Genomic DNA, 17,118 nt, shown 5'->3' on the forward strand with positions numbered 1-17,118 from the left:
CGCGGATATTCGATTTTTAACTGCGATGGCATAGACGTAAATACTGGAGAAGTCTCTCCTTCTGCACCGGAAACACCCTCATAAACATCTCCTTCAGCCGTCGTATTTTATATGTGGTGAAAGGTTTTACTGCTCCGCTGGCAGATGACGTTGTGATAAACCCTTCGCTGTACCCTTTCGGGAAAGTCATCGGCGGTGTATCTAATCTGGCAGGACCTGTCTGATTAACATTGGCTGCTTTCAGCAAAATATTCCCCGAACATCCCAGTTCAATATTCCCGCCGCTTAGTTTTATGTATGCGCCCCCGCAACTTAATATCAGTTCCTTGCTGGCATTAACCTTCACACTTCCCTGACCGCTGGCGACTGTGATGTCCTGTAATGCTGAGACATTCATGGCATCAGCTTGTGCCTGAATATCAACCGTCCCTGCCCCCGCATACATTTTCATTCCTGCAGCCTGTGCAAACAAACTTACAGCTTCGCTTGCCGCTACAGTGAATGATTGCCCGGTACTGATATCCGTGTTTTTTACCTGACATAAGGCTAATGCTTGCCCCGCCTGAAGCAAGTCGGACAGCCTCAGGACTGAGAATGCCTATTCCAGCCGGTGCATTGGCCAGGATTCCTTGGCATTTTCAGATATTTCAGTGAGCTGTTTAGCGTCTTTTGGCTGTCGAAGTCAGATACCGTTGCCTGGGCCCCTTTCACGGCTGCCTGAAGGCTTCTTGCCAGCGTGAGTGCCTGTTCCAGTTGTTCTACAGCCCTGTCCATTTTAAGCATTTTACTGCCGACGTCGGGCTGAGCATCTGCAGTAAGCAAAACCCCCTTACCACCACGAACGCTGACCCAGTCGTTAGTGCGCAGCTCGCCCCTTCACCACGAAGAATCCTGCTCGCGTTGACGTTATGCCCGAATTTGGTTAGCTGATTATTCCCCCCTCGTCCCGTCGACTTTACTAAAATCAGGTGTTGTGTTTTTTGATGAAATGACGCTCCCATCTGGATAGACAAAAGAGTACATAGCTTCTTTCCCCTTCTTATTAGGGAATATCATCAATACTTTTTTAGTTTCGTCTATAGAGGGGTTGTAATTTATTAAAAGATTTTCGTTAGGTTTATAGTCCAACTTCACTTTCCAAAACGCATCTTCCTTACCGAAAAGATATAATTTATCCCGCATAGTAGATTGTGGGCTATCCTTCCATTTTTTTATAAAAGGATAGTATTTTGGAGTGTAATTAAACTCATTCCCCGCTACTGTATAAAATTGTCCATTTCGCGCAGCATCAGCATCAAAAGCAATAATTACACCAACCGCAGTTCCAGGCGCTAAATCATTCCCAAGATGTGTAGCATCTATATATTCAACACCCACATTGATTGCGCTTAAGCTCCATACACACTCTCCCCCGCCAGTCATAGCGACTGTACCTTTCCATTTATCACCATTCTGCTGCAAAGGTACTTTAATAACATTATAGCTTGATTCCGCATCCACAGAACCATCAAATCCGTTCACTCTTTTTTTCTGGCATTCACGTGAAATATATCTAACTTCAAGAGGAAATGGTCTTGTGTATTTTGAAGGATTACTAACCTCAACAGTCACCCATTTGGTATCCGCTGGAGGGGAAATTGCATTGTTTGTGGCATGACTACAGCTTCCGACTATAAAAAAGACAAGCGGTAAAAAAATGAATTTATTTTTATTAAGCATTTTCAATCACCTCGTCACCATAAATGGCAAATCGAACTAGCGCATCATTCCCATAAGATTCAGACAGAGTGGGTGATAGTGATGCCTTCAATAACCCTTCTATGTTAAGGAATATCTCATTTCTTTCATATTCCTTTTCAGGGATATCATCTTTATGTTCCGACATTTGCTCTTTAAAACGATCTACATTATATAGATGCTCAGTAAAATTCCGGTTCTCAACCAATCCTTCATTATCTATTAGTTCCAATAATTTATTATTCATGTAAGGCATATACGAAGTCATGAAATGATCACCAAATGTTAAATCCGCTCTACGGTCGGGGTTTTGTCCGTCAGGAAAAATCTCTTCCAGATTGCTAGCCGTTAGTGACCCTCTGAACTCCTTTTGTTTACGGCCTGCAGTTTGCATCTCTTGGTCCGACAAAGAAGGAACAAGATATAATTTAGCTTTTATCGGAAGAAGCCTTTTTAAATTTATGCAACCAGCAGGTATGGGCAAACTTGTTTTACATTCTTGCCACTCACGACTTTGTGTCGCAGTCAGAAATACAACTGGATTACCATGGTGCCAAAAGCAATCCCCCCAAGATATAGCTTGGTAAGCCAGAAGTTCTCCAACAGACCACAGCATCCCTAAAGTTTTCCCAAGTGGTCCCCAGAGGTTATATAACGCATTATCTAAACTCGCTTCGGGTGGAACTGCTGGGACGGGATCATTATCATTTACATGACGGAAATGGGTGATTTTGGATAACTGCTGAACTGCCTCCTTGGTAAAGGTACGGGGCATACCATATGTATAGAGCAAAGGTTTTTCAGACTTTAGTGCAGCAGAGTAAATTAATGCAAGTGCTCCCCCCAAACTATGGCCGCAAACAAATAAATTTCGTGCTCTAATTAAAGTTAAGAGCTCATCAAACTCAGAAGAAAAAAGCCGTTCAGATTTACTATATCCACTTAGGAATCCATCATGCACTTTTCCAACAGGACTCAAGTTTGTGCACAAAGTTTTATTTACATCACATACCTCAGTGCTAACAGGACTAAATGCCAGATCCGTTCCGACATCATACAACCCTGCAGTCCCTCTCCATGCGACAATGACTTTATCTGTATTGTAAACATAATAAAGTTGAGTATCGCCTTTTGGTTTTGCTGAACTCCCCCCTCCAGAGGTGCTGCCACTTTTATTATCAGTCTTCGAGGTGTCTCTAGAGGTATCCATGAAAACAGGAGGATTATATCGCTCACTAAATGGTACATCCTGCACTAGTGTATTGTAACTAAAACCGCCTTTATGGAGCTGAGGTAAACGCGATAAATCTTGGCACTGGTTTATATAAAATCGCGTTATTGATTCCGGCCGGAGTGCTTTATCATCGGCATAAGCTAGAGAGGCACTTGCTCCGAGGTTGATGGCATTTTCCATTGAATATTCATCTTGGTGATGCAATACCAACTCCCATGCTCTAAAAGGGCAAATTTCAATAATATGCCGCTTTTCAAGTTCATTTGTCCGGACGGTAAGCCCTTTGAAAGATTTGTTAGGTGGTAAATGGAAGGATGGTAAGGTTTCGCCTTTATGCAATTCGATATTAGGATAACCTGAACTAATTTCACCGATTACGGCGTAGTGCCAGATATGACCGGCATCTACTGCAGGCTGTCTAACTAAAGAATCGGTTTCTTCATCTCTACCTGGGCGAAGCGATCTCTTCTCCATTTCATTTACTAAAGCAGTCGATTCTAATTTCAGCGTCAATTCAAGTCCATGTGGCATATCAATGCGAATAAGCCCATTCGCATCACTTTGGCCTGTATACGTAAAGTTATCGACTGGTCCGGAAACTGGATGAGAACTTTCAGCAGTCCATGGCATATCCGCGACGGGATCGCCCTGCTCATCAACCAGTTGAAATTCTACCCAGTAGGGTTTCTGCTCTTCGCATGGAGCATGAGGATTTTTACGGCAGAGTGAGGATACAGCAGTAATCATTTTATTCACCCTCCTGGCTATCAGCAATATTTCGCGGATATTCGATTTTTAACTGTGATGGCATAGACGTAAATATTGGAGAAGTCTCTCCTTCTGCACCGGAAATGCCCTCATAAACATCTCCTTCAGCCGTCGTAATTTTATATGTGGTGAAAGGTTTTACTGCTCCGCTGGCAGATGACGTTGTGATAAACCCTTCGCTGTACCCTTTCGGGAAAGTCACCGGCGGTGTATCTAATCTGGCAGGACCTGTCTGATTAACATTGGCTGCTTTCAGCAAAATATTCCCCGAACATCCCAGTTCAATATTCCCGCCGCTAAGTTTTATGTATGCGCCCCCGCAACTTAATATCAGTTCCTTGCTGGCATTAACCTTCACACTTCCCTGACCGCTGGCGACTGTGATGTCCTGTAATGCTGAGACATTCATTTCATCCGCTTGCGCCTGAATATCAACCTTCCCAGCCCCTGCATACATTTTCATTCCCGCAGCCTGTGCAAACAAACTTACCGCCTCGCTTGCTGCTACAGTGAATGATTGGCCGGCGCTGATATCCGTGTTTTTCCCAGACATCAGGCCAATACTTGCCCCGCCCGAAGCCATACGGACAGCTTCAGGACTGAGAATACCAATTCCGGCCGGTGCGCTGGCCAGCATTCCCGGCTTTTTTAGATATTTCAGTGAACTGTTAAGTGTTTTTTGGCTCTCAATATCTGATACCGTTGCCTTCGCACCTTTCGCTGCTACCTGCAGACTTCTTGACAGGGTGAGAGCCTGTTCGAGTTGTTCAATAGCGCTGTCCATTTCCAGCATTTTACTGCCGACATCAGGTTGCACATCTGCGGTAAGTAAAACGCCTTTCCCACCGCGAACGCTTATCCAGTCATTCGTACGTAATTCAGCGCCCTCACCGCGAAGGCCCCTGCTCGCGTTAACATTGTGTCCCAGATTAAGCTGCGTCTTGCCCCCGTACTCCGTGCTGAGCTTAATATGCTCCTCGCCCCGCTTGTCCTCCATCCGCAGCTTGTTCAGGCCGGCTGTACGAATAACATTTCGCGTGCTGTTGGCTTCCGTGACGTGGTCAACGTGGCGGGAGTCGTGCAGGGCATGCGCAATATACGGTCGGTCCGGGTCGCCTTCGTGGAACGCAATGGCGACTTCAGTGCCCTGTATCAGCGGGAAGTGGAAGCCGTATTTATCGCCACCGTAGGGTTTGGCAAAACGCACCGGCATACTTTCCATGCCCTGACGTTTATCGTCGCGGTCGGCATCGAATTTCACCCGGTACATGCCCGATGCATCCTGCCAGGCGTAGATATCGTTGTCCCTGGCGCTGGTGACGCGGGCCATCAGCGTCCCACTCACCACCGGGCGCTTTTTCGCTTCCGGTCGCCAGCAGCGGTTCTCGTAATACGGCATGGCCACCCAGTCCACCTTCAGCGCGTTCCTGCGGCTGGCGGTGTAGCCTGCGCTGATAATCACGACGCCGTTTTCCGTTTCCCGGGGCAGCGTCGGGGGTATGGCTGTTTCGGTGATGGTCAGCACCTGCGCCGGGCCGAGGGTGTGGTCGGTGCTACTGCCGGTTATGGTGGTCTGATTCGACAGAAAACGCTCATGCTCCAGACGCGCCCAGAAATTGCCGGTTTCCGCCGCCGGGTTTATCTTGTCGCCACGCTCAAGGTGACGCGGGCGGTAATGGTACACGTCGCCGTAGGTGTTTCCCTCGCCGTCACCGCGGGTCATGTCCGCCGGCACCGAGGTCAGGATGTTCTGCGCTTCACGGTGGTTATAGTCGCTGGCCGTCACCGAGCGCGCCACCACGTTATGCCGGACATTCACCCCCCACACCGAATCAGCGCCGTTGTCATTCGCCCCTGACGGGCTGTTCAGCGGCAGTTTTTTACCGAACGTCCAGGCACTCTGCTTGTCTGCAAAATGCACCACTTCTGTCAGGGTGTCGGGCTGCAGGGTAAAGAAGTAAAAAATCCCCACCTCGGCCAGCAGGCGTTCAATAAACTCAAGGTCGTTTTCCTGGTACTGGTTAATCTGCTCGCGTTTCGGATAGTCGGCCCTGAGGGTGAACTCATACTCCCAGCCCCTGAGACCATGCTCCTGAAGGACTTCGGTCACCACTTCAGGAACCGATTTGTTGACGAAAAAGCGATGGGTGCGGAACTGGTTACCCAGCAGCGCCAGAAACGGTTCAATAATAATCTGATAGGTAGCCTGGTCACGTGAGCCACTGATGCGCTTAAAATGCGTGACCACGCCATGGACAATCTTCTGTCCTGTCAGCGCCATCAGTGGCCCCGTCACCATGGTTAGCGTGGCCAGTTTATTCAACAACTGCGTGGCGTCAATGTTCAAATCGCTACTGGTGAAGCGAACGTTGTAGTAATACAACTCACTCAAAAATTCTTTACCGCTGAACTCTTCCACATCCAGTGATGAGGTACATGAAGGAATATCCAGGCGATAGCGATTCAACCCCGCATCCGTAACGGCGGATAATGTTTTATTCAGCGTATCTGTCAGACTCATGATGATTGGCTCCTGAAACACCCTGTTATCCATAACTCGTTATATGCCTACAGGCAAAGCACAGTTTTAATCAGGGGGAGTACTCAGTGAGTACGGAAAGAATGATTACAAATCAAGTCCTGATAAAATTTACGAGAGCTTTAATCTGTAATACAGTTATTTTAACATTACTCATCAAATATTTCGCATCGATACCGATGGGAATTAACCAGTTTAAAAAATATTAAAGTGTTTTTTTAAATTACAAGTGAATGGTATTCTCCATTACTATTCGGAAACCTGAATCGAACCATAAGGCCTTGCAATCTCACGATCCGTCAAGGGGAAATTATAAACTTTTCCATGTCCCACCCCGACACCGACAACAAATTTCCGTGGCGCATCATCATATTTTTTTGATATTAATAAATATTCAACAACAAACTGTCCCTCATCAGGAAAATGATAAAAAGAAGGAGGGATACATAATTTTCCATCAGCGATGGTCAGGCCAGGGGAAAAATTAAAATCTTTTTCCTTCGAGGGTGTCCCACGTGGGTTTATTCCTATATCAGCGGGCTGATAGTCCTGGGCATCGGCAATGCTAAAACAGACGTTTTCCCCTTGTTTGCTAACAGAGGTGGTTTCATTGGGGATAAACCTGTCACCCGGTCCTGGGCATCCCGTTAATATCAACAGGCACATGCCAGAAAGTACAACAGGAAAAAATAGACTAAAACCAGGCACTTTTACCATGGGAACCCTCGTAATGCAATTTTGTATTGTTTACGTATTACTGACTCAGTCGTATCGCCATCAAGCGTGATTGTTGGGTTTTTACCTCCCCACAATCGATGCCACACCTTATATCCCTGTGTTTGTAACGTAAAATCATCCGCAATAATCTGCGCCTGTTGTTCCATGGGATATTCACTTAACAGGCGACCATCAAGGGTATAACGATAGCTGACCAACCAGCTTACCAGGCCCCTGCCAATGACATTCATTCCTTTCGTCCGTTGCCAGACATGGCTCATTTCATGAATAAACAGATGCTGCATATCATCGGTCGACTGCGAAAAGTCATCATGGTACTGGTTCCGAAAATAGAGCTCACCGTTCGGTGTCATCGCCGTATTTTCATTTTGCAGGTTAAAAGGAAGATAACTGGCTTTATGGATCCAGACTTTTGGATACTCGATAGTAGACGCAAATACCGACTGTGCCAGTTTTATTTCCCCTGTCGTCAGCAATCTGAGACCGCCTTCCTTTAAATTCTCCTTATCCTGTTTTTTCTCAGTCATGAATAAACTCCATCATAATGCCCTCTCCCTTATCCCATCCGAGCATCAAAGAGTTTGGTTTTTGCTTCGCCGCCATATGGCTTAATAACTGCTGGCTCAGCACAGGCAGAATTTGTTGATTGAGCAGGCTGTCGACGTTGCGCGCACCGGTATCCGGCAGCAGGCAGGCAGCCGTCAGCGCGTTATACAGGCTCTCATCAGTCTGTGTGGTCAGGCCGTAGTGACGGTACAGACGCTGGCTGACCTGCCCGAGCTTCATTTCCACGATGGTGCGCATGGCATCCTCGCAGAGCGGCCGGTAAATCACCGTCTGGAAGCGGGCCAGCAGCGCGGGCTGGAAGTGGTCGCGCAGCAGCGGGCGCAGCAGTTCATGCAGGTCGGATTCGGTGGCCTCCGGCTGTTCCTCCAGCCGCTTCATGATGTGGTCGCTGCCGAGGTTCGAGGTCATCAGGATAACGGTGTTACGGAAGTCGATTTCCCGGCCTTCACCGTCGCGCATAAAGCCGCGGTCAAAGACCTGGTAGAAAAGGTTCATCACGTCCCGGTGTGCCTTCTCCACTTCGTCGAGCAGCACCACGCTGTACGGGCGCTTTCTTACGGCTTCAGTGAGGATGCCGCCCTGACCGTAACCGATATACCCCGGCGGCGAGCCCTTCAGCTGGGATACGGTGTGCGGCTCCTGGTACTCGGAGAGGTTAATGGTAATCAGGGATTTCTCGCCGCCAAACAGTTCGTCCGCCAGGGCCAGCGCCGTTTCGGTCTTGCCAGTGCCGCTCGGCCCGGTCAGCAGGAACACACCCTGCGGACCGTTCTCCGGCGCCAGGCCCGTTTTACTGGCGCGCAGGCGCTGTGCGATGGCGTTCAGCGCCGCGTCCTGGCCCACCACGCGTTTACCGAGGCTCGCTTCCAGGCTCAGCAGTTCCGTCTGCTCATCCTTCATCAGCGAAGAAAGCGGCACGCCGGTCCAGTCTGCAATCACCGTGGCAACGGTGCGGACATCCACATCCAGGCCCAGCAGCGGGGTGTGCTGCTGAACAGCCGTGAGCTGGTTCTGCAAATCCGCCGTTTCTGCCTGGCGCGAGATATCTGTGCGGCAGGCAAGAAGCGCTTCCGTCAGCTTCAGCTCCTGGCCGTACTGCGTTTCCAGCTGGTCAAGCTGCAGGATAATACGGACTTCGTCCTGTTCGATGGCGGCAAGGCGTTCGCCGTGGTTGCTGTTGCCCAGTGCACTATCTTCCAGCAGCGCCTGCTTCTCCATATCCAGGGCAGTGAGCTGCGCCTTCAGGCGGGTCAGCGGCTCCGGCACCGTATCAAGACTCATGCGGATGCGGGCGGAGGCGGTGTCCAGCAGGTCCACCGCCTTATCCGGCAGCTGGCGGCCTGTCAGGTAGCGGCGGGAGAGCGTGACGGCGGCGCGCACCGCATCGTCACTAATGTGCACCCCATGGTGCTCAGCGTAGCGGGATTTCAGGCCACGCAGCATCAGACACGCCGTGTCGTCGTCCGGCTCATCCACTTTCACCATCTGGAAGCGGCGTTCCAGCGCGGCATCGCGCTCGAAGTACTGCTTGTACTCGCTCCAGGTGGTGGCGGCAATGGTGCGCAGTTCCCCGCGGGCCAGCGCCGGTTTCAGCAGGTTGGCCGCATCCGCCCCGCCCGCCTGGTTGCCCGCGCCAATGATTGTGTGAGCCTCGTCAATAAACAGCAGCACCGGCAGCGGGGACTGCTGTACCGCCTCAATAATGTTCTTCAGCCGCTGTTCGAATTCGCCCTTCACGCCCGCCCCCGCCTGCAGCAGGCCGAGGTCAAGGGTGCGCACGGAGACGGGTTTCAGCGCGTCCGGGACGTTGCCCTCCGCAATGCGCAGCGCCAGCCCTTCCACGAGGGCCGTCTTGCCGACACCCGGCTCGCCGACCAGAATCGGGTTGTTCTTGCGGCGACGCGACAGGATATCCACCATCTGGCGGATTTCATTGTCACGGCCAAACACCGGGTCGATATTACCCTCACGGGCGCGGGCGGTGACGTCGACGGTGAATTTATCAAGCGCACTCTGCAGCGCCGGGTTCAGCTCACCCACTTTCGGTTCTGCACCAGCAGGACGCCCGACAAATTCAACTTCCCCGACACTGGCCAGCTCCGCCTCCAGCTGTACGTCCGGTCGCTCATCGGACTGCGCGTCCAGCAACGGACGCAGGCGCTCCAGCTGACTCCGGGCGAGCGTCAGCAGCGGCCACAGACCATCGCAGCGAATCAGACTCTGTTTTTCAACCAGCGCCATCAGCAGGTGAACACTGCGGATCTGCTCTTCACCACTGAGCGAGGCAATCATCCAGGCGTCCTGCATCAGCGTCCGGATGTTCCCGGAGAGTTGTGGCCGGTGGCGTACCGAGCGAGGTTGTTTGTCCAGCCAGCCAAGCAAATCCTTCCACAGGCTGTCCATATCCCACTCGTAACGACGGGCCAGCACCGTCAGGTCACCCTCGCCCTGCTCCAGCAGTTTCAGCAGCCAGTGTTCAGGCAGGATTTCCGCGTGGGCGCGGGTCTGGCACAGGGAGGCGGCGCCTTCCATCGCGCGGGCGCAGTAAGGGTTCAGACGACGTAACAGGCTGGCTGGATTTTCCATGAGATTCTCTCTTTGTCGGTTCCTGGACACGCTACCGCCCCTCGCTGTTCACCAAAGCGCATAAGGTCAGGCAGGCAATTGTGTTTTTCTTTGCTGAACGCCCGCGTCTCAGGCGCTCAGCAAAAAACTGCGGACAGGAAAGCCCTGCCCGCATCAGGATTACGCGGTGGCGCGTTCGTTCCAGGAATCGGAATGAATGATGTTGCCGTCCTTGTAGGTCCAGGTGATTTTTTCGTAGCGCAGTTCCACGCGCTCAAGATGGTTGTGTTTCTCTTTGGAAGGATCCTTGATGTCGTACATTTCAGGATTCACTTTCACCACTTTCACGTTCTCAAGTTTGGTGTTGAAGTACTCCACTTCCTGACCCGCGTCGTTGATTTTGTACCACTTGAATTCAGCAGACTTGAGGGTCTGACCGGTGGTCACCGCCTTGTACAGATACGGGCTGGAGGAGTCGATTTCCTTGGTGAACAGGAACGGCGTGTGGATACGCGTGCCGGTCAGCTTGCCGGTGTTATTATCGGTCGGGATGTACAGGTTGTGCTCCTGTGCCACCACTTCGATACTGCCTTCACGATCCTGAACGTCCACAGACCCTTTAATGTCCGCGCCGCCGTCGTCTTTCAGCCAAAGATAAACAGGAATTGCCATGTTAATTACTCCGTTTTATTTTCTGGGACGCCATCATCCTGCGATGGCGCCGGGTTTTTGCCGGGTATCTGACAGGCACTGGCCTGCGGTACCAGACTGATTTCGACACGGCGGTTAAGGGCACGCCCATGTGCCGTGTCGTTAGAGGCGACAGGACGGCTTTCGCCATAGCCCTGCACCGCAAAACAGCTTTCCGGCACGTCGCCGGTATCACGCATCCAGTTGCGCACGGACTCCGCACGCTTCAGCGACAGCGCCTGGTTGACCTGTTCATCGCCGGTACTGTCGGTGTGGCCCGCCACCACAATCAGCCAGCCAGGCTTCGCTTTGATGCCCACGAGGGAGTTCACCAACAGCTTCGTCGAGCCAGGTTTAAGGTCGTATCTGCCGGTATCGAACAGCGACATGCTGTCGAGGCGCACAGTCTCCGGTCCCTGGACAATATTTTTGATAACCGGGGGCGGTGGCGCCCAGTCATTGATGGCAGCCTCTAAAGGAGGCACCAGACGCAGCCCCTGATACAACCCGAGGCGGTAACGCAGGGGTTCACCCCGACGCAGCCAGTCGTCCAGCAGTGCGCCGTCGGCCCGCAGCCGCTGCTGTGCCCGCAGTTTCGGCGCCACCGGTGTACCGGTGAGGTGGTGGTACAGGGCAAGATGGTCACCGACATTACGGATCAGGCGCTGGTTGTTCATCCAGGACGCCAGCATGGCCAGCGCGAGAAAAATCCCGCCAAGTAGTCCGACGTAACGCCAGAACACCATCCGGCGGCTGACGCCCCGACGGCGCGGCAGCCCCGACAACAGCCATTCAGGCAACGGCAAAGGCTCACCACACTCAGCCGCATCCGGCGGCAGGGCGGTAACGGAGGCAATGTGCTGTTGCCAGAGATTACCGGCAACACTGTTCACCGGCACCATACACAGCCCCTGTACACAGGGTTTCAGGACCGGTAGTTCCCCCTGACGCACCGACAGCAAACTGGTGACAGCGCGGTCCAGCCAGGCGAGCCCACTGTCAAGCCACAACCCCAGGCTCAGGCGGGAAAGTCGCTCACCCGCAGCCGTTTCGCGGATCCAGTCTGCCAGCGACAGATTACCCAGCCCCGGCTGATATACCTGAATACCGGCCCGTTGCCTTCCCGTGATAAACCAGACGGGCTCTGTGCCTGCGCAGGCTGCTGGGGGTGATATCCAGGCCACACTCCACAGAGGGGGGATCGTGCCGAATGCCGCACGGCACTGTACGACAGCACGCTGCCAGCCCCGCAGGGACTGGGTAAAATCATCACAAGAGGTGTGATGCTCAGGTACCACCGCCAGCATGACGGAGATTTGCGACACCAGTGCCGGGCGCACCAGACTCAGGTGCTGCGCAAACATGGGCAACTGCTCTGCATTCTTCACGCGCAGATACCAGCCCTGACGGGTCTCACGGTACGGTGTACCCTCAGCGAAAAGCGCGCGGTTATCGCCACACGTCAGAATGATTGCGCCCTGAAAATCTTCCGGGGGCAGACTCTCGTCCGCAATGTCCCTGCACGCCTGCGCCTGCATCCGGGATGTCCGGTGCTGACACCACAGCATCCCCCCGCACACCAGAATGACCAGCAGGCTGAGCGCCACGCGACTCCCGGCCGACAGCGGCCAGAAGCCGAGGACAAGCCACAGCGCCAGTACGCCCGCCAGCACGGTTAACAGACTCCGGTAAACATCACGCATGGCTTACCCCGGCCTGATCGTCTGGCTCACCAGTTCGGTGAGGGAGGAAGAGAGGACGAACCACAGTGCCGCCAGAGCCGCTGCACCGATAATCCAGGACAACCAGTACAGCCGGCGGCCACTGCGTAGGCGGGATGCCCTGACGACAACCGGCGCATCCTGCGAAAGCGCAAAGGCAGGCACCCGCTCGCCCAGCGCACGTACCACGTCTTCACGGTGCTCATCATCCTGCGCCCGGTACTGGCCAACAAACCCCAGCTGCAGGGTGCGGTACATGCAGGTCAGCACCGCTGTGTCCGGTGCAGGCTCTTTCAACAGGTTGCGGATACGCTCCCACAGCTCCTCACCCGCATTCAGGGTACCGAAGAAACGGGCCTGAAGCGGGTCCCGGCGCCAGGTCAGATAACCCTCATCGGTCGTTCCCCTGTTCATTACGCTTTCATCAAGCAGGGCGCACAGGGCATACAGCATATGGTCGCGGCTGAGATCACTGAAACCGGAGTCCGTCAGTGCACTGCGGGCCTCCTGAACCAGACTGCAGGCCCGGCGATAGAGTCCCTCCCCGTCCCGGACTTCCTGTCCACCCCGTAACTGGCTGGCCATCAGCCAGCCCGGGTAGAAAATACGTTCTGTCTGACTGAGACTGGATGTATTCATGTGCGCAGCACCGCAAATAGTTCAAGTTTCACATCCCCCAGCGAGCGCGGGGTGTAGAAGGTACAGCTTTCCGCTTCCAGCATCGCCCTCGCCGCATCGGTACTCAGGTCCAGAGAGAAGTACTGGTTTTCAAGGCGCAGAGGGATCGCCGCCGGAACATGGCTGAGTGGTTTGATAACCATGCCGCTCAGCGCCACGTTCACCACATCCGAGACATCCTCAAAACTGCCGGCTTTACACAACTGCGGGAATTTCGTCTGCAGTTCGTGGTTCGGCATGGAAGCGCGTACGGAGAGGTAGAAGTCGGCCCCTTCACGCAGGCGGGCATCATGCAGCGGGCCTTTCCAGATCTGATCGACATGCTCCAGTTGAATACTGATAACCCGGGAGGGAAGACTGGCTTCCAGCAGTTTATCCAGCAGCGTCAGTAATGGCGGGAATACACGTTCAGGCGCATCATGCCGGTAAACGGGAATGTCCCCGGCATCGTGCTCAAGTGAAAACGTCAGCAGGCTGCCCGCAAGACGGGTCAGCTCGCGGTAGATCAACTCAGGGTGACGTCCCGGGGTCTGCAGCAGTTCGGTCAGCACAGGCTCGGCGCTGTTCAGGGCATTGAGCAGCCAGAACAGGGAAACATCGGCCACAGCAAAATCCGCCAGACGCTCGTTGCTTTCACGCCGCATCGCCATCAGACGCTTGCGTCGTGCCTGCAGGCGAACCAGCAAATCGCCCAGTTCGGTCACAAGCACCGGGCTTGCCGCAACCGAGAGCATCGGCGGGATAAAGGACAGATCACGGCTCCACTGCCCCTTCACATTAGGCACCAGACGAGCCACCGGACAGGTCAGGTAAGCACTGTTTTCCTGCGTGGACAAGCGCAGCGTGATGGCATGACGCAGCACGGCCAGTTCACCACTTTCATGCCCGGCAAGCTCCTGCACCACCACGCGCTCGGCTTTCCAGCGGCGCGGGCGTTCGCTGTCCTGCCCGTTATCCAGATTTCCGCCATTCGCGCTCAGCAGCGGCAGTGCCGCCACGACATCAACGGCTTCACTGCCCTTTGCAGCGGATAAATCACAGACCGGAGGAAGGTTATCTGCCAGCTCAGTATCAACAATCGTGCCGTCCTGAAAACGAACCACCAGACGGGTGGCATTCAGGCGCGAGAGTGCGAGCGCCGCATCATCAAATTCTGCCGCAACCACACCCCAGGGGTGGGAAATCCCCATCCCGGCAACGGTGTCGGCAATATAGGCGTTCCAGCGGGCCTGCTGCTGGAACTGTTGCGGGGCCAGAACGGCCCCATCCTCCCACAGTGGGCGGTAAATTTTCATCCCTGCCGCCTTATGCTTTAGCCTTCGGCATCCGGGAAACCAGCGACAGGTTGACGTCCATCCCTTCCACCTGGAAGTGCGGCACGGCGTACAGCTTCACGCGGAAGAAGCCCGGGTTGTCTTCGATGTCTTCCACCACCACTTTTGCGTCACGCAACGGGTGTGAGGCCTGCAGTTCGTCGCCCGGATCGGTCATTTCCGTCACCAGAGTGCGCACCCAGGTGTTGAGCTCAAGCTCCAGCAGACGACGGTCTTTGGTGGTCCCGATGTTTTCGCGCTGGATAAGCTTCAGGTAGTGCGCGATACGCGACAGCAGGAAGATATACGGCAGGCGCGCGTTGATACGGCTGTTGGCGGTCGCATCAGCCGTGTCGTACAGCGCGGGCTTCTGGGCGGAGTTCGCCGAGAAGAAGCACGCGTAGTCACGGTTCTTGTAGTACGACAGCGGGATAAAGCCGAGATTCGCAAACTCAAACTCGCGGGTTTCCGGGATCATCACCTCCGACGGGATTTTTACCTGATTGCCGGTACCAAGGTCGTACAGGTGGATCGGCAGATCCTGAACCGCACCACCCGCCTGCGGGCCACGAATTTGCACGCACCAGCCGTTGTTGATGAAGCTCTTCAACATGTTGGCCGCAAAGGCGAACGAGGCGTTGGTCCACAGGTATTTGTCGTGGTCAGGGCCTTTGACCTGCTCAACGTAGTTGAAGCTGCGTACCGGGACGGTGTCAGGTCCGTACGGCAGGCGCCCAAGCACGCGCGGCATCACCAGACCGAGATAGCGGGAGTCATCCGTCTCGCGGAAGCTTTTCCATTTGATGTACTCGGCGCGGTCAAAGTAGTTGCCGATGTCTTTGATGGCTGCCACTTCTTCCATTGAGGACTTCATAAAGAACGCCGGACCCGCGGAGCCAATAAACGGCATGTGGGCAGCCGCAGACACTTTTGAAATATTGCGCATCAGCGCCACGTCCTGCGCAGACGCATCAAACTCATACGCGGAAATCACCGCAGCAATCGGTTCGCCGCCGGGCGTGTCGTACTCCATCGTGTACGTCTGACGGTACAGGCCACTCTGGATAATCTCCGGTGAGTCCTCGAAATCCTGACGCAGTTCGTCTTTGGAAAGGTCCAGAATCTCGATTTTTACGTTCTGACGAAAATCCGTCTTATCCACCAGCGACTTAAGACCGCGCCATACGGATTCAACTTTCTGGAATTCATCGCTGTGCATCACTTCATCAAGCTGGCGGCTAATCTGGAAATCCAGTTCCGCGATGTGGTGATCCAGTAATGTTTTATCCAGCTTCTCAACTTTCTGGCCAGACTTCTGCAGGCACTGCATGAAGACCTGGACGGCTGCCGTAACGCGCGCATCAGCGGACGTTTCCGCCATTATGGTATTGTCTTCAAAACCATTCAGGTCACCAATTTCAGCAACCGGCGTTAAATTAATTTTGTTGAACAGGGACGCATAAACGCCATTATGTGGCAGCGTCTTTTCAATTGTCGCGCCGCCTGTCTGACTCTGGAATTCATTATTGACTGACATAAGCATTTTACTCGTTATTGTTCCGTTAACATGTTCCGGTAATTAACCCTGGACCGGGGCAAGCGCGTTCAGTTCGCGGCGCAGTTCATCAGTGAGCGCCGGGTCCTTTAAAATAGTTTCCAGTTCTTTCCTGAAAGTGACGTTATCCAGAAGATTGGATTTCAAATCCCGCAGTAAATTACGCATGGCGAGCATTGCACGAAGCTGTGGAATTTGGCGCGCCACCGCTTCCGGCTCAAAATCTTTCATATTCTGAAATGCCAGCTTCACGTTTTCTTCAGAGCCATCGTTCGCCAGGGTATTTTTAACGGTGATATTCACTTCGGGATGAACATCAGCGAGAACGCTGTTGAAATTATTTTTATTGATGTTGATTTTTTCGCGTTCTGAAAGGGTCCCTTCCGCTCTGCCATTGCTGTAGTCAGCCACAGTCAGCAGCTTCAGCGGCAGCTCAACTTTCTTCCGGGCGCCACCCGTGACCAAATCCAGTTTTATATTTACACGTGCGCGAGGTATCTCGTTCTGAAATGATTCAGACATGGTTATTTATCTCCTGAATAAATTAATCCCTTGTTGGGTTGAATATCGCCACATAAATGCAAGGGCGTTTTATTTTAACCAGTAACTTGCGTTAAGACAAAACGGCTAATATAAAAATTAATTTCAGTACAACTTAATGTACATTTAAATCTGAATTAACTACCGCGCCCGGATGGACATGAGCGCCAAACCGACAGACCACTCGGCCAACCTGCAATAAAAATGGCCACAAATTAAGACTTATCCCGGATGATATTACAGGATAGCCCTTAATACTGAAAAGCCCTGAAAATGTCCAACAGTGGACTTATGAATAAAACTCGGGATAACCAGAGAGACTATTTAATATATCTGGTGTATCGGATTTAAGACAATCATCCACTGGATGCATAGAACGTGTATTCAGGAAACGTTATTCAGCGCAATATCAGAAAAGAGATACTTCTGCTGTGGCGGGAAATGTTCAGAAGGAGAAACTGGCGCGACAAGCC

General features: G+C 52.9%; 14 protein-coding genes. All 14 read right to left on the reverse strand.

The features are described 5' to 3' along the window. Positions 1-16: 16 nt before the first annotated feature. The 14 genes from SP99_RS25045 to tssB all read right to left on the reverse strand — a co-directional run bounded on the left by SP99_RS25045 (position 17) and on the right by tssB (position 16,627). Positions 17-571 (reverse strand): DUF2345 domain-containing protein, encoded by a 555-nt coding sequence (locus SP99_RS25045; protein ID WP_231584232.1) that lies wholly within the window; start codon positions 569-571, stop codon positions 17-19. A gap of 11 nt (positions 572-582) precedes the next feature. Beyond that, positions 583-822 carry a hypothetical protein gene (locus SP99_RS25050; protein ID WP_231584233.1) on the reverse strand — a complete coding sequence of 80 codons (240 nt, stop codon included), beginning with the start codon at positions 820-822 and terminating at the stop codon, positions 583-585. A gap of 108 nt (positions 823-930) precedes the next feature. Then, on the reverse strand, positions 931-1,719 hold the full coding sequence (locus SP99_RS12320) for a hypothetical protein (RefSeq protein WP_047958784.1): 789 nt from the start codon (positions 1,717-1,719) through the stop codon (positions 931-933). After that, on the reverse strand, positions 1,712-3,718 hold the full coding sequence (locus tag SP99_RS12325; protein WP_047958785.1) for a lipase family protein: 2,007 nt from the start codon (positions 3,716-3,718) through the stop codon (positions 1,712-1,714). Before SP99_RS12325 ends, SP99_RS12320 begins: the two co-directional genes overlap by 8 nt. A gap of 1 nt (position 3,719) precedes the next feature. Beyond that, a complete protein-coding gene (locus SP99_RS12330; RefSeq protein ID WP_047958786.1) occupies positions 3,720-6,260 on the reverse strand; it encodes a type VI secretion system Vgr family protein in 2,541 nt (846 codons plus the stop codon). A gap of 267 nt (positions 6,261-6,527) precedes the next feature. After that, a complete protein-coding gene (locus SP99_RS23765) occupies positions 6,528-6,995 on the reverse strand; it encodes a putative T6SS immunity periplasmic lipoprotein (protein WP_231584234.1) in 468 nt (155 codons plus the stop codon). Beyond that, positions 6,989-7,543, reverse strand: a complete 555-nt coding sequence (locus SP99_RS12335) for a hypothetical protein (RefSeq protein WP_047958787.1) — start codon at positions 7,541-7,543, stop codon at positions 6,989-6,991. The genes SP99_RS23765 and SP99_RS12335 overlap by 7 nt, the downstream gene beginning before the upstream one ends. Next, the gene (gene tssH, locus SP99_RS12340) at positions 7,536-10,169 is read right to left on the reverse strand and encodes a type VI secretion system ATPase TssH (protein ID WP_047958788.1); all 2,634 of its coding nucleotides are present in this window, start codon (positions 10,167-10,169) and stop codon (positions 7,536-7,538) included. The genes SP99_RS12335 and tssH overlap by 8 nt, the downstream gene beginning before the upstream one ends. Positions 10,170-10,328: 159 nt before the next feature. Next, positions 10,329-10,820, reverse strand: a complete 492-nt coding sequence (hcp, locus tag SP99_RS12345; RefSeq protein WP_023325816.1) for a type VI secretion system effector Hcp — start codon at positions 10,818-10,820, stop codon at positions 10,329-10,331. 5 nt (positions 10,821-10,825) lie between these two features. Then, positions 10,826-12,541, reverse strand: a complete 1,716-nt coding sequence (locus SP99_RS12350) for an OmpA family protein (protein ID WP_176472216.1) — start codon at positions 12,539-12,541, stop codon at positions 10,826-10,828. A 3-nt stretch (positions 12,542-12,544) separates the two neighbouring features. After that, positions 12,545-13,198: a type VI secretion system protein TssL, short form gene (tssL, locus tag SP99_RS12355; RefSeq protein WP_047958789.1), complete on the reverse strand. Its 654-nt coding sequence runs from the start codon at positions 13,196-13,198 to the stop codon at positions 12,545-12,547. Beyond that, positions 13,195-14,532: a type VI secretion system baseplate subunit TssK gene (gene tssK, locus SP99_RS12360; RefSeq protein ID WP_047958790.1), complete on the reverse strand. Its 1,338-nt coding sequence runs from the start codon at positions 14,530-14,532 to the stop codon at positions 13,195-13,197. Before tssK ends, tssL begins: the two co-directional genes overlap by 4 nt. A 10-nt stretch (positions 14,533-14,542) precedes the next feature. Further along, positions 14,543-16,093, reverse strand: coding sequence for a type VI secretion system contractile sheath large subunit (gene tssC / locus SP99_RS12365; RefSeq protein WP_047958791.1), 1,551 nt, complete (start codon positions 16,091-16,093; stop codon positions 14,543-14,545). A gap of 36 nt (positions 16,094-16,129) precedes the next feature. Then, complete coding sequence (tssB, locus tag SP99_RS12370; protein WP_047958792.1) at positions 16,130-16,627, reverse strand: type VI secretion system contractile sheath small subunit; 498 nt, start codon at positions 16,625-16,627, stop codon at positions 16,130-16,132. Positions 16,628-17,118: the final 491 nt, after the last annotated feature.

Origin of the sequence: Enterobacter sp. BIDMC92 (assembly GCF_001030225.1) — a bacterium.
GTDB classification, from domain to species: Bacteria; Pseudomonadota; Gammaproteobacteria; order Enterobacterales; family Enterobacteriaceae; genus Enterobacter; species Enterobacter sichuanensis.

Bases quoted from the DNA above. Each gene is read 5' to 3' on its own strand.
- SP99_RS12320 (WP_047958784.1), bottom strand. From the start codon at position 1,719: ATGCTTAATAAAAATAAATTCATTTTTTTACCGCTTGTCTTTTTTATA.
- SP99_RS12325 (WP_047958785.1), bottom strand. From the start codon at position 3,718: ATGATTACTGCTGTATCCTCACTCTGCCGTAAAAATCCTCATGCTCCA.
- SP99_RS12330 (WP_047958786.1), bottom strand. From the start codon at position 6,260: ATGAGTCTGACAGATACGCTGAATAAAACATTATCCGCCGTTACGGAT.
- SP99_RS23765 (WP_231584234.1), bottom strand. From the start codon at position 6,995: ATGGTAAAAGTGCCTGGTTTTAGTCTATTTTTTCCTGTTGTACTTTCT.
- SP99_RS12335 (WP_047958787.1), bottom strand. From the start codon at position 7,543: ATGACTGAGAAAAAACAGGATAAGGAGAATTTAAAGGAAGGCGGTCTC.
- tssH (WP_047958788.1), bottom strand. From the start codon at position 10,169: ATGGAAAATCCAGCCAGCCTGTTACGTCGTCTGAACCCTTACTGCGCC.
- hcp (WP_023325816.1), bottom strand. From the start codon at position 10,820: ATGGCAATTCCTGTTTATCTTTGGCTGAAAGACGACGGCGGCGCGGAC.
- SP99_RS12350 (WP_176472216.1), bottom strand. From the start codon at position 12,541: ATGCGTGATGTTTACCGGAGTCTGTTAACCGTGCTGGCGGGCGTACTG.
- tssL (WP_047958789.1), bottom strand. From the start codon at position 13,198: ATGAATACATCCAGTCTCAGTCAGACAGAACGTATTTTCTACCCGGGC.
- tssK (WP_047958790.1), bottom strand. From the start codon at position 14,532: ATGAAAATTTACCGCCCACTGTGGGAGGATGGGGCCGTTCTGGCCCCG.
- tssC (WP_047958791.1), bottom strand. From the start codon at position 16,093: ATGCTTATGTCAGTCAATAATGAATTCCAGAGTCAGACAGGCGGCGCG.
- tssB (WP_047958792.1), bottom strand. From the start codon at position 16,627: ATGTCTGAATCATTTCAGAACGAGATACCTCGCGCACGTGTAAATATA.